At 45.7% G+C, this 12,674-nt stretch carries 11 protein-coding genes; 3 read left to right on the top strand and 8 right to left on the bottom strand.

Features of this window, described 5'->3' with window-relative positions:
• The first annotated feature begins 509 nt into the window (after window positions 1-509).
• Together AC5590_RS19005 and AC5590_RS19010 are read left to right on the top strand one after the other, a co-directional pair.
• On the top strand, window positions 510-4,499 hold the full coding sequence (locus tag AC5590_RS19005) for a magnesium chelatase subunit H (RefSeq protein WP_169265050.1): 3,990 nt from the start codon (window positions 510-512) through the stop codon (window positions 4,497-4,499).
• Between the two features lie 100 nt (window positions 4,500-4,599).
• Window positions 4,600-5,175, top strand: coding sequence for a Uma2 family endonuclease (locus AC5590_RS19010; RefSeq protein ID WP_169265051.1), 576 nt, complete (start codon window positions 4,600-4,602; stop codon window positions 5,173-5,175).
• A 94-nt stretch (window positions 5,176-5,269) separates the two neighbouring features.
• On the opposite strand, the gene AC5590_RS19015 is transcribed toward AC5590_RS19010, so the two are convergent.
• Both AC5590_RS19015 and AC5590_RS19020 read right to left on the bottom strand, forming a co-directional pair.
• Window positions 5,270-6,148, bottom strand: a complete 879-nt coding sequence (locus AC5590_RS19015; protein ID WP_169265052.1) for an NmrA family NAD(P)-binding protein — start codon at window positions 6,146-6,148, stop codon at window positions 5,270-5,272.
• Window positions 6,149-6,245: 97 nt separating this feature from the next.
• Window positions 6,246-6,641 (bottom strand): alpha-ketoglutarate-dependent dioxygenase AlkB family protein, encoded by a 396-nt coding sequence (locus AC5590_RS19020; RefSeq protein ID WP_169265093.1) that lies wholly within the window; start codon window positions 6,639-6,641, stop codon window positions 6,246-6,248.
• Window positions 6,642-7,058: 417 nt separating this feature from the next.
• On the opposite strand from AC5590_RS19020, the gene AC5590_RS19025 reads away from it, so the two are divergent.
• Window positions 7,059-7,385, top strand: a complete 327-nt coding sequence (locus AC5590_RS19025; RefSeq protein ID WP_169265053.1) for an antibiotic biosynthesis monooxygenase family protein — start codon at window positions 7,059-7,061, stop codon at window positions 7,383-7,385.
• Between the two features lie 533 nt (window positions 7,386-7,918).
• Here AC5590_RS19025 and AC5590_RS19030 read toward each other — a convergent pair.
• From AC5590_RS19030 to AC5590_RS19055, 6 genes are all read right to left on the bottom strand, one after another.
• On the bottom strand, window positions 7,919-8,656 hold the full coding sequence (locus tag AC5590_RS19030) for an SDR family oxidoreductase (protein WP_169265054.1): 738 nt from the start codon (window positions 8,654-8,656) through the stop codon (window positions 7,919-7,921).
• 98 nt (window positions 8,657-8,754) lie between these two features.
• The gene (locus tag AC5590_RS19035) at window positions 8,755-9,666 is read right to left on the bottom strand and encodes a helix-turn-helix domain-containing protein (protein WP_169265055.1); all 912 of its coding nucleotides are present in this window, start codon (window positions 9,664-9,666) and stop codon (window positions 8,755-8,757) included.
• 107 nt (window positions 9,667-9,773) lie between these two features.
• Window positions 9,774-9,929 (bottom strand): FAD-dependent monooxygenase, encoded by a 156-nt coding sequence (locus AC5590_RS19040; protein WP_169265056.1) that lies wholly within the window; start codon window positions 9,927-9,929, stop codon window positions 9,774-9,776.
• Between the two features lie 26 nt (window positions 9,930-9,955).
• The gene (locus AC5590_RS19045; protein WP_169265057.1) at window positions 9,956-10,888 is read right to left on the bottom strand and encodes an NADP-dependent oxidoreductase; all 933 of its coding nucleotides are present in this window, start codon (window positions 10,886-10,888) and stop codon (window positions 9,956-9,958) included.
• 252 nt (window positions 10,889-11,140) lie between these two features.
• A complete protein-coding gene (locus AC5590_RS19050; RefSeq protein ID WP_169265058.1) occupies window positions 11,141-12,001 on the bottom strand; it encodes an SDR family oxidoreductase in 861 nt (286 codons plus the stop codon).
• Between the two features lie 134 nt (window positions 12,002-12,135).
• The gene (locus tag AC5590_RS19055) at window positions 12,136-12,561 is read right to left on the bottom strand and encodes a VOC family protein (protein WP_169265059.1); all 426 of its coding nucleotides are present in this window, start codon (window positions 12,559-12,561) and stop codon (window positions 12,136-12,138) included.
• Between the last annotated feature and the right edge of the window lie 113 nt (window positions 12,562-12,674).

The raw sequence follows: 12,674 nt of genomic DNA on the forward strand, positions 1-12,674 counted from the left end.
AGGCGTGCGCTCTGCGCACACCCGATAGCCGTAAGGCGTGGCGTTAGCCATAGGGCGAACCCGTAAGGGTCATCAGTCATTAGTCAATGTTTGGGAGGTATTAGTTCCCAGCACCTACTAAGCCAAAGTATTAATTTTTGAACTTACCAAACGTGCTGATTTTTAGCACTAGCCATCCATCCTGTCAAGTAGCTTACATGCTCCCCATTATAGATAAATATTGCCATCGGGTTCGTTATCTGTTGCTGCCAAGCCCATTTTAAAGCTATGAAGTTATATAAATTTATATTACTTATAGCTGAGTGAATACTTTACTTATACGTCAATAATTTTTACAAAATGTTTCGCTTTTTATATCGTTTTGTGTCAGATAGGCGACAAAATCCCCATTAAGCAAGCATTTTCTGATAAAAATCTCATATTGCCGAACAAACAAAGTCATCATTAGGCAAATTTTGCCTGACATAACTTTACACTTCACGAACACGCATCAAAGGAGCCAAGGAAGCATGTTCACTCACGTCAAGTCCACCATTAGACATATTGCGCCTGATAATCTGCGGGGGCGTCATTTAATTAAGGTGGTCTATGTCGTGTTAGAGTCCCAGTACCAGAGTGCATTGTCACAAGCGGTTCGGGAAATTAACCAAAATCATCCCAATCTGGCGATTGAAATTAGTGGTTACTTGATTGAAGAACTCCGAGACCAAGAGAACTACCAGGAGTTCCAAAAGGATATGGCAAGTGCCAATATCTTTATTGCCTCACTAATTTTTATAGAAGATTTAGCACAGAAGTTAGTCGCAGCAGTAGCACCATATCGCGATCGCCTGGACGTTGCGGTTGTGTTCCCCTCAATGCCCGAAGTTATGCGCCTAAATAAAATGGGCAGTTTCTCCTTAGCACAATTGGGGCAATCTAAGAGCGTGATAGCACAGTTCATGCGAAAGCGCAAGGAAAAATCTGGCGCTGGCTTCCAAGATGGAATGCTAAAGCTGCTGCGGACATTACCGCAAGTCCTGAAGTACCTGCCAATGGACAAAGCACAGGACGCCCGAAATTTCATGCTTAGCTTTCAGTATTGGCTGGGGGGTTCTGCAGACAACCTGGAAAACTTCTTGCTGATGCTAGCTGATAAGTACGTCTTGAAAAATAATCTAGAGACGAGAACTTTTACGTCAGTACAATACAAAGCACCAGTTGTCTATCCCGATATGGGGATTTGGCATCCTCTCGCGCCGACAATGTTTGAAGATGTCAAGGAATACCTCAACTGGCACAACAGTCGTAAGGATATCCCTAATGATTTAAAAGATCCGCTAGCACCTTGTGTTGGTTTGGTGTTACAACGGACGCACCTTGTGACTGGTGATGATGCCCATTATGTCGCAATGGTGCAGGAACTCGAAGCTATGGGCGCACGGGTTCTTCCAGTGTTTGCCGGGGGTTTGGACTTCTCCAAACCTGTGGATGCACACTTCTACGAACCGACAACTCAAACGCCACTTGTTGATGCAGTTATCTCCTTGACGGGTTTTGCCCTAGTAGGTGGACCAGCACGCCAAGACCATCCTAAGGCAATTGATGCCCTGAAGCGGCTGAACCGTCCTTACATGGTAGTCTTGCCTCTGGTCTTCCAAACAACGGAAGAATGGCAGGATAGCGATTTGGGGTTACATCCAATTCAGGTGGCGTTACAAATTGCGATTCCTGAATTAGATGGCGCAATTGAGCCGATAATTTTATCAGGACGGGATGGGACAACAGGGAAGGCGATCGCCCTGCAAGATCGCATCGAAATAGTCGCACAACGCGCCCTCAAATGGGCTAGCCTGCGCCGTAAGCCGAAATTAAACAAGAAAGTTGCCATCACCGTTTTCAGCTTCCCACCAGATAAAGGTAACGTGGGAAGCGCCGCATACTTGGATGTATTCGGCTCAATTTACCAGGTGATGAAAGCCCTCAAGAACAACGGTTATGATGTGCAAGATGTGCCTGAGTCCGCCAAGGAGTTGATGGAAGAAGTCATCCACGACGCGCAGGCGCAGTACAACAGCCCGGAACTCAACATTGCTTATCGGATGTCGGTTCCTGAGTATGAAGCATTCACACCCTACTCACAACGCCTTGAGGAAAACTGGGGACCACCTCCGGGACAACTCAACAGCGATGGACAAAACCTACTGATTTATGGTAAGCAATTCGGTAACGTTTTCATCGGTGTTCAGCCCACCTTTGGTTACGAAGGTGACCCCATGCGGCTGTTGTTCTCGCGTTCTGCAAGTCCACACCACGGTTTTGCGGCGTATTATACGTACTTGGAGCAAATTTGGCAAGCTGACGCTGTGCTGCATTTCGGGACTCACGGTTCCTTGGAATTTATGCCAGGAAAACAGATGGGGATGTCTGGAGAATGTTATCCAGATAACTTGATTGGCACAATTCCCAATCTTTACTACTACGCTGCAAATAACCCCAGTGAAGCGACAATTGCCAAGCGTCGCAGCTACGCGGAAACAATTTCCTACCTGACTCCTCCAGCCGAAAATGCTGGATTGTACAAAGGTTTGAAAGAACTCAGCGAGTTGATTGGTTCTTACCAAACTTTGAAAGATACTGGGCGTGGTATTCCCATCGTCAACACCATCATGGATAAATGCCGGATGGTGAACCTGGATAAGGACATCGCCTTACCAGAAACTGATGCCAAAGATATGACCGCCGAAGAGCGCGATAATATTGTTGGTTCGGTCTACCGTAAGTTGATGGAGATTGAATCGCGACTGTTGCCATGTGGACTACATGTTGTTGGTAAACCACCTTCGGCTGAGGAGGCGATCGCAACTCTCGTCAACATTGCCAGCTTAGATCGTTCAGAAGAAGAAATTCAAAGTCTACCCCGCATTATCGCAAGCAGTATTGGGCGTAACATCGACGAAGTATACCAAAACAGCGACAAAGGCATTTTAGATGATGTCCAGCTGCTGCAAGACATCACGATGACAACGCGCGCTGCAGTTTCCGCCCTTGTGAAAGAGCAAACCGACGCAGAAGGACGAGTTTCCTTTGTTTCCAAGCTCAACTTCTTCAACATGGGCAAAAAAGAACCTTGGGTAGAAGCACTGCACAAAGCAGGTTATACCAAGGTGGATGCGACAGCACTCAAACCACTGTTTGAGTATCTGGAATTCTGCTTGCAGCAAGTTTGTGCTGATAATGAACTGGGCGCATTACTCAAAGGCTTAGAAGGCGAGTACATCCTTCCTGGTCCTGGTGGTGATCCCATTCGTAACCCGGATGTCTTGCCCACTGGTAAAAATATCCACGCACTCGACCCCCAATCTATCCCGACCTCAGCTGCTGTACAGTCGGCTAAAATCGTTGTAGACCGATTGCTGGCGCGTCAGATGGCAGAAAACGGCGGTCAGTATCCCGAAACCATTGCCTGTGTCCTATGGGGAACAGATAACATCAAGACCTACGGTGAATCACTGGCACAAATCATGTGGATGGTGGGAGTACGACCAGTTCCTGATGCGTTGGGACGAGTTAATAAGTTAGAATTAATACCTCTTGAAGAGTTGGGACGTCCCCGCGTTGATGTAGTTGTCAATTGTTCTGGTGTCTTCCGCGACTTGTTCATCAACCAAATGAACCTGCTAGATCAAGCGGTGAAAATGGCGGCGGAAGCAGATGAACCACTATCAATGAACTACGTCCGCAAACATGCCCTTGAACAAGCAGAGGAAATGGGGATTAACTTGCGCCAAGCAGCAACTCGCATTTTCTCCAATGCTTCTGGTTCCTACTCGTCCAATATCAACTTGGCGGTAGAAAACAGCAGTTGGGAAAGCGAAGCCGAGTTGCAAGAAATGTACCTCAACCGCAAATCCTTTGCCTTCAGTGCCGATAACCCCGGTACGATGGAAGAATCCCGAAAGATTTTTGAAAGAACCTTGAAAACTGCTGAGGTGACTTTCCAAAATCTCGACTCATCCGAAATTAGCTTGACGGATGTTTCCCATTACTTCGATTCTGATCCCACCAAAGTTGTCGCTAGCTTGCGGGGTGATGGTAAGACACCAGCATCTTACATAGCTGACACTACCACAGCTAATGCTCAAGTCCGTAGCTTATCAGAAACCGTGCGTTTGGATGCTCGTACCAAATTGTTAAATCCCAAGTGGTACGAAGGAATGCTGTCTCACGGTTACGAAGGTGTGCGGGAACTCTCCAAGCGCTTAGTAAATACAATGGGTTGGAGTGCAACCGCTGGTGCTGTGGATAACTGGGTTTATGAGGACACCAATGAAACCTTCATCAAAGATGAAGCAATGCGGAACCGTTTGTTGAACCTCAACCCTCATTCTTTCCGCAAAGTTGTTTCCACCTTATTGGAAGTCAATGGGCGCGGTTACTGGGAGACAAGCGAGAGTAATTTGGAATTGCTACGCGAGTTGTATCAGGAGGTTGAGGATCGGATTGAGGGAATTGAGTAAGTTATAACCGTGTAAAACGAAATGTAGAGACGTTGCATGCAACGTCTCTACAATAGAATCGGTAAAAATAGATATGTAATCCCCAATCTTAAATCCCCCTATGAATGCCTTAACAGTTAATCTCAATCCCGTGATTGAATTGACAGATGAGCAATTTTTCCAGCTATGTCAGGCAAACCGCGATTTGAGGTTTGAACGTACTGCAACCGGAGAATTAATTATCATGCCACCCACAGGGGGAGAAACAGGAAACCGTAATGCTGGACTAACTGGTCAGCTTTGGTTATGGAATGAACAAAATAAACTAGGTATAATTTTCGATTCTTCAACAGGGTTTAAACTTCCTAACGGTGCGGATCGTTCTCCTGATGCTGCTTGGGTGAAACTGGAATGCTGGAATGCACTGACTCAAGAACAACAAACAAGATTTCTACCACTTTGTCCTGATTTTGTAGTTGAATTACTTTCGCCAACTGATACTTTGAAAGTGACTCAACAAAAGATGAAAGAATACCAAGAGAATGGTACTCGTTTGGGTTGGTTAATTAATCGTAAGTCTCGGCAAGTAGAGATTTATCGAATTGGGCAAGAGGTTGAAGTGTTAGAATCTCCTGTTAGTTTGTCAGGCGAGGATGTGCTACCTGGATTTGTGTTAAATCTTGAGGTTATTTGGTAAATTGGGGCGTTTGTAAGGCAAATGGAAACAGGTGTTTGTGCTCAACAACTAGAATTATTTCAATTATAGCTGTCGCCAAAAACAATCAACCTTTTTAAAAACCAGCAGCAAATTCCTTTGCAAAATCTTCCAACTTTACTTTGCCCATAGCAATTGGCTTATGCAGTTCGTAATCCTCCCGTAATGCGCCGCTGTGAATGCTGGCACCCAATTCAACAAATTTAGCGGCAGTATGTGTCGGCATTCCTTTCTTTTCCAAAGCATCTTGCATTTGCTCATCAGTAAAAGTTGCCCACTTTAAATCCGGCTTGCCAATAGCGATGCCTAAGATGTGAGCGGTTTCGTTGGCAGTATGCTCGTCGCTCGCCACATAGCGCACTTTCTTGTCGGTAACAGGTGTTTCTATCTCTTCTACAGCGGCAGCCGCAATATCGCTTGGGGCAACCATTACAATCTTGTCGTCGCCCCCGTGGTTTGCGCCGATAAAGCCCACCTCTTTGATCATGTCTACATAGTTGTAAAGATTGTAGTAGAGGAAACCGGCGCGCAGATGCGTAATGGCTACGTCTGACAGCTCATTCAGAATGCCTTCTACATCATGAGAACCGACGATGAATCCGGTACCACTATCTAAATGTGCCCCCCAACTGCTGAGATGAACCACACGCTTTACGCCCGACCGTTGAATGGCTTGTGCATAGCTGTTGCCGATTCTCCGGTAATGCTCTGTTGAATCGGGCACGGTAAAATTGGGCGGTATCATAGCATAGACAGCATTGGCTTCGGTAAAGGTAGAAACCAGGAAATCAGCGTCTTCCAGTGAGCCGATGGCGGCGGTGGCACCTAAGGCTTCAATGTCTTTTTGCTTTTCTGGCTTGCTGCTGATAACCGTAACCGTATGACCTTTTTGTACTAACTCCTCTGCCAGTGGCTTGCTGATGTTTCCTAACGAACCTGTTACTACAACTTTCATAAACATTTCGTTTCGCGTGGTTTGATTGGGTGGAAGTGAGAAAGTAAGCCTCAAGCGGCATAACATTGCCTATGATCTGCCACACATGGCTTTTGCTCTAAAGAGAGTGGGGAAGATCGTGTTCAGGTTTTTGCTCACCATTAGCGTTGGCGGAGCCTCTCCCTTGGAGAATCGCCTCCACATGTGGCCTAAACGTCCAGTTGATTCGTTCGCCAACTGGACGAGCGGTTTTTGGAACCGCGTGAACCCAGTCTTCTTGACAGCCAGGAAGCATGATTAACAAGGATCCGCTCTCTAGATGGTAGTCAACCGTTTCACCGCTGTCCTTGTGCCGCAGCTTAAATTTGCGATCGCTACCTAAGCTTAAAGAGGCGATTGCAGGTCTTTTACCGATCTGAGGGAAATTATCGCAGTGCCAGCCAATCGAGTCTTTGCCTGTTCGGTAGCGATTACCGACTACAAAATTGAAGTTATATCCGCTTAATGCTTGAATGCGTTAGCGTTCGCGGAGCGTCTTGTAGAGAAGCTTTCCGTTCGCGTAGCGTCGCAGTCAGTTTCACATTGGGGTGGGTTGGGGGATACATGAGACCACCGTAGGGCGAAATCTCTTTTTCTCCCACTCCTCCACTTTACTTACTCCTAGTTTTTGGTTGACAGCTAATTGATTTTTATCAACCTTCCGTTAAAATTAGACTAACAGAAATTTTTTAGCGTCAGATTTGGCGAGCTAAATTACTCTCCTGTTCGTTAGGACTGAAGCGAAAATAATTTGATATCTTGCGCTTTGATACCAACAACAAGATTCGAGAATGGCGCGTCTACCTCAATCAGTCTGAGCTTTGGTTGACTGACAATATCTAAGCCAAACCTCACACCGTTACTTCAGCATTAACCGTAATGAGGAACAACAATGATTACAATCAGCGAACATACTGGAATTGTCACTGCAGTCAACGTCTTCCGCGTCGAACCCGAACAACAGCAGCATGTAATAGATTTCCTAGTGGAGAATCGACATACGCCTATGAAGCATCCGGGCTGTCTATCGGTCAATATACATAAAAGCTTGGACGGCGAGCGGGTAATTAATTATGTCCAGTGGCGTAGCTGGGAAGAATTTGAAACTGCTAGTGTAGACCCAGAGTTTATTGCTGCCAGGAAGCAAGCGGCGGAATTAGGATTGTTTGATTCACACTTTTATGAGGTCGTCTTCACATCTGAGGCACAGTCACACTAGACCTCCTGTGTGAATAGCAAAGTAGTGTGACAGTTTGTGTTCGTAGCGTTGGACAGCGTTGAACAATGATGCAGAAGTAGGAAAGCATCAGATCAGGAGAAGCCCCGATGGGGTACGCGGAGTTAGAATATCTTTCCGATGGTAAACCAATCGGAGTTTTCTGCCGAGTCGAGAAATTTTGGGTAAAACTGAACAGGCGGCTTTATATTGGTTAGCAAACTACTCATGCATCTCCCTTTATTAATTCCTCATAAGTCAGTTCTATATTAGATACAGCAAAAATTTTTTCAATTCTTTCCATCTTTTTTGAGCTAGGAATTGGCACTATAAAATCGTATTTCTTTAGGTAATAGATAAAAGATAATAGCTGATAGATTTTCCGTACTTAAATCTCTTATCTATCACCTATCATCTGTCATCTATTCCGAAAGTTTTTCGTCAGCATAAATTGTGAAACACTACCAAATTTTTCTTCATCAATAGGCTTTGCTATTGCTTCGTTCCTTGCAATGAGCGTTGTTAACTACCTGAAACTACCAGGGAATTTCTCCCGTTTCTGGATTGTATTCTTCACTAAAAAACTTTCCTGTTGGACCGTCGCTGTCAATAATGGCGTATTTAGCTATCCGCGCGCCAGCCTCCTCGACAGTACCGGTTCCGCGGTGATTGTTAAAATCGGTTGCGACAAAGCCAGGGTCAACCGCATTTACTTTGAACGGCGAATTGCGCAGTTCGTAAGCCAGGTTGATGGTGTACATATTGAGCGCTGATTTTGAGGATTGATACACGGCTGCTTTGTGGTTGTAATACAGATCGGTCGGATCGTCGCCTAAGGTAAGCGAACCCTGACTCGAACTTACATTGACGATGCGTGGTTCGGGCGACTTTTGCAACAAATCCATAAAAGCCTGAGTGACTCTCACAACGCCAAACACATTGGTATCAAACACCTTTTTAAATGCGTCTATACTCGCGCCGGTCGCTGTTTGCGGAAAGCCTCCGCTAATCCCGGCGTTATTGATCAGCACATCCAAACTTTCGGTTTTTTTGCCCAATTCGGCACGGGCGGCTTTGACCGATTCATCATCGCTGACATCTATTTGGATGGCTTCCACATCGGTTAATCCTTCGGCTTTAAGCTTTTCTACCGCTTCCAGTCCATTCTTTAAATTACGGCTGCCTAAATAAATGTAATATCCCTTTTGCAGCAGTTGGCGGGCAGTTTCTAAGCCAATACTTTTATTGGCTCCGGTGATTAATACTTTTTTCATGATTTTTTTATTTTTAATGATCAATTGATTTACTGATACAAGATTAGTCGAAAAACAAGCAGATGGGCTTACGCTAAACAAATAATTGCTTATGCAAATCAAACAATATCGGCTTTTCTATAATTTGTCGGTGTGATGTTCACATATTTTTTGAAGAGATTATTAAAATGGGTCACTTCCGCATATCCCAAGGCATACGCAATTTCTGAAACCGTCCAGGAACTTTGTCTTAAAAGAACTTTGGCTTCCTGTAATATTCGATCAATGATTAACTGAGATGTAGTTTTATTAGAAGTTTCTTTTAATGCCCTATTTAAATGATTGACATGAATGTTCAAATTTTTGGCGTAGTCAGATGCAGATCGAAGAGTGAGCGGTCTATGTATATCATCAATTGGAAACTGACGTTCTAAAAGTTCTGTGAAAAGTGTAGAAATTCTAACCGAAGCATTAATGGGTTGCTTACTCAATTTGGAAGCAGGCTTCATTTTCATCGTATAAAGCACTAATTCATAAACAAGTGTTCTGAGCAAGTCATATTTATGAATAAAGTCACACTCGATTTCTTCAAACATTCGTCTAAAAATGTCTTCTAGTTGGACAAATTGCTCCTCATCTAATTGGTAGATATTATTGCCGGGCTGAAAAACTGAATAATTAGTTATATTTCCGTATTGATGAAAAAATGCCTGATCAAAGAGGCAAACGAAACCATCTGAAAAGTTTTCTCTTTGTGACCATCCATAAGGTATTTGCGGATTAGAAAAGATAATTGAATAGTTTTCTATTTCAATCTCTCTATCCCCATAGAGAAAAATACCACTGCCACTGCCTTTAATAATTGTTATTTTGTAGTAATCTTTTTTGCTATATGGCAATTGTGGAGGGTTCCCGTTCTTACCAGGATTAAAATTAAAAACATTGAATAACCCAAATTCATTTTTAAGATCGTCAGGTAGCCAGGGAGCCCCTTGCTTATAATAACTCTCTCTTTCTTGTATAGATTGCATCGTTCAATTCTTTACGTCTATTTTTCTATTTTAGTAATACCCTCCAAAAAGATTCGTCCGCACCGAAAATTTCTTTGATGTGCGGCGCGATCGCAAAGTTTTGGCAGTCAATCCATTCGCTGTATTTTTCGATAAATCGGAGATGCTTTTTTTTTATCGAAAATAACGAAATCAACGCCGTAGCGAATAAGCTGACACGCCAGCGCAAAGCCGGTCGGAGCGGGTCCGACGATGATGACATCCGTTTCCATTTTTTCGTTCATAGATTAGATTAATTCACGCTTTAAAGCTATGTCCCGACTTGCAAAACGATTTTGCCGCGTGTGCGCCCGCTTTGGGAAAGTTGATGCGCCTTTTTTACTTCCGTGAGCGGCAGAACCGTTTCGATGTGTATTTTTAATTTGCCTTCTTCAATCAGCCGATTGATTTCGGTTAATTGCCCCGCGTTCGGCTTACAAAAGACAAACGCGGCTTCTGTGCCGAATTCTTTTGCTTTTTCTTCAGACGGAGTCTGCGCCGATGTTACCAGAAAGCCGCCCTTTTTCAGAGTTTGAAAGGCTCGCTCCAATGTATCGCCGCCGACCGTATCGAAAACTACATCCACGTCTTTGACGACTTCTTCAAACGGTTGCCGCGTGTAATCGACGAATTCATCTGCGCCCAAATCGCGGACGAACTGTTCGTTTCTGCCCGAAGCCGTGCCGATAACGATCGCGCCTTTGGCTTTGGCAAGCTGAACAGCCATCGAGCCGACTCCGCCCGACGCGCCGGTTATCAAGATTCTTTGCCCGCTGCTCAGATTCGCCAAATCGAACATCGCTTGCCACGCAGTCAACGCGCCAATTGGAATCGCCGCCGCCTCTTCAAAATTGAGGCTTTCCGGTTTGGGTGCGATCGCGTCCGCTTTTGCAACCGCGTATTCGGCGTAACCACCGGAGAAGCCGCCGGACGCAGTCAACCCATAAACCGCATCGCCTTTCTTAAAACTTTCAACCGCCTCGCCTACTTCTTCGACAATTCCGGCGATGTCGCCGCCCAGAATCAGCGGAAGTTTTAAGCCGAACGCTTCGCCCATCCCATCGCGGACTTTCCACTCCGCCGGATTGACCGCCGCAGCGCGAACTTTCACCAGAACTTCGTTTGCCTTCGGCTCTGGACGTTCAACATCGACGTAATTCAAAACGTCCTCATTGCCGTATGCATTAATTACTATTGCTTTCATTTTTTATTCAATCGGTAAGACAAAATTATTTCAGCATTCATCAGAACCTGCCGCACGCAGCCAAGACACGCGCCGCCGCCCAACGATCTGCATTTAGATCGACTGACCGCCGGATATCTCGATACGCTGGGCATTTACCCATTTATTGTCTTCAGATAGTAGTAATGCGTAGGCGTAGCCCGTCGTAGACATCGCACCGCTAATATCGTAATTACTGTAGTTTGTTTTGGGTCAGGAATAGCCAATATTTCATCAGAAATTGAAAAGAACTTTTAACCCCTCTTTAAGCGATGCAGGCTTTCGCCCAAGCAGGTTTTCCATGTCGGGGCTTACTTCTTCTTCCTGCCCGTTTTTAATGTCGGTTAGAAAACCTGTTACCCTCTCAATCATAGTTTCGGGGACGCCGCGTTCTTTCATTTGCGTCTCAAATGCTGATTTCTCAGTAGGTGTATAATCTACCTCTTTGCCTGATAAGTCGGAAAGGGTAGCCGCAACATTGTCAAAGGAATAGGACTCACAGGAAGTGAGTTTGTAGATTCGGTTACTGCAACCGCTCTCTAACAGTGCATTCGCAATGGCTTCTCCCATTTCGCTTCTAAGAGCAAAAGGGACTCTTCCCTGATCAGTTGGTAAGTTGATACCCGTATCAAAAACTCTTTCCCCTACGAACTGCGGAATGGTGTCCATATACAAGACATTGCGAAATAGAGCATAGTTCAACCCACACTCCTTGATATAGTCTTCCGTCTGAAAATGACCTTCCATCAACTTGTTTGCCAACGTGTTTCGGTCTTTCAACGATCGACTGGTGTAGGCGACACATTCAACCCCTGCTTTTTTTGCGGCATCCACGACATTTTGGTGTTGCTTTATGCGGTTATCTTCATCCGTTCCGGCGATCAGCAAAACCGTTTCAATTCCCTGCATCGCTTTGTCGAGTGAAGCCGTATCATCGTAGTTGCCGACGCGGATGTCTACCCCGTTGTCTTTCAGGGCAGAGGCTTTACTTTCATCACGCACAAGTGCGGCAATTTGGTTGGCGGATGTTTTTTTCAGTAGATTTTGGACTACTGCTGTACCCAACTGTCCGGTGGCTCCTGTTACCAAGATCATGGTTTTTTCTTTTTTGTTTGAATTTTGCTTTGTGCCGTAGCGAGGAACGAGCGAAGCCGCAGGCGGTCGGATGCAGCGCCTTGTTGTGCTGCGCGCGCACAGCTTGATCACTCCTAACGCACGTAATCCGATATTCAGGACGCGGCGGATTCGTTCACGACGTCCAAGACCCAGGTGATGCCGAACCGGTCTTTCAGCATTCCGTAGAGAGCAGACCACGATGCAGGCGCGAGCGGCTGCAGGACAGTTGCGCCTTCGGAAAGCTTTTCCCAGTACGTGGTGATCTCTTCGGCTGCGTTGCCGCGTAGCGAGACGAAGAACGAATTCTCCCCACGGTTCCACGGCATCCGCGACGGCACGTCGTACGCCATCACGCGGAAGCCGCTATCGGCGGCCACCTGCCCCCACATTACTTGGTCCGCCTCGGACGGGTCTTGGACATTCCTGGCTTCCTTGTACGATACGATCATCTGATCGCCGCCAAAGACAGCATGGTAGAATTCGAGCGCATCGCGCGCATCGCCTCGGAAGTTCAAATGAGTTACAGTTTTTACAGTCATAGCGTTCTCTTGTCCTTGACTCCGAAGTAAACTATATTTTACCGTACAATTCCGTGGCGTCGTCGTTGAAGTCTCCCTGGCGCACGTCTACACCCTTGTGCAAGCTCGGCGGC

The organism is Brasilonema octagenarum UFV-OR1 (assembly GCF_963888615.1).
In the GTDB taxonomy this organism is placed as follows: Bacteria; Cyanobacteriota; Cyanobacteriia; order Cyanobacteriales; family Nostocaceae; genus Brasilonema; species Brasilonema sennae.

Bases quoted from the DNA above. Each gene is read 5' to 3' on its own strand.
- AC5590_RS19035 (WP_169265055.1), bottom strand. From the start codon at position 9,666: ATGCAATCTATACAAGAAAGAGAGAGTTATTATAAGCAAGGGGCTCCC.
- AC5590_RS19005 (WP_169265050.1), top strand. From the start codon at position 510: ATGTTCACTCACGTCAAGTCCACCATTAGACATATTGCGCCTGATAAT.
- AC5590_RS19055 (WP_169265059.1), bottom strand. From the start codon at position 12,561: ATGACTGTAAAAACTGTAACTCATTTGAACTTCCGAGGCGATGCGCGC.
- AC5590_RS19030 (WP_169265054.1), bottom strand. From the start codon at position 8,656: ATGAAAAAAGTATTAATCACCGGAGCCAATAAAAGTATTGGCTTAGAA.
- AC5590_RS19015 (WP_169265052.1), bottom strand. From the start codon at position 6,148: ATGAAAGTTGTAGTAACAGGTTCGTTAGGAAACATCAGCAAGCCACTG.
- AC5590_RS19010 (WP_169265051.1), top strand. From the start codon at position 4,600: ATGAATGCCTTAACAGTTAATCTCAATCCCGTGATTGAATTGACAGAT.
- AC5590_RS19025 (WP_169265053.1), top strand. From the start codon at position 7,059: ATGATTACAATCAGCGAACATACTGGAATTGTCACTGCAGTCAACGTC.
- AC5590_RS19050 (WP_169265058.1), bottom strand. From the start codon at position 12,001: ATGATCTTGGTAACAGGAGCCACCGGACAGTTGGGTACAGCAGTAGTC.
- AC5590_RS19040 (WP_169265056.1), bottom strand. From the start codon at position 9,929: ATGAACGAAAAAATGGAAACGGATGTCATCATCGTCGGACCCGCTCCG.
- AC5590_RS19045 (WP_169265057.1), bottom strand. From the start codon at position 10,888: ATGAAAGCAATAGTAATTAATGCATACGGCAATGAGGACGTTTTGAAT.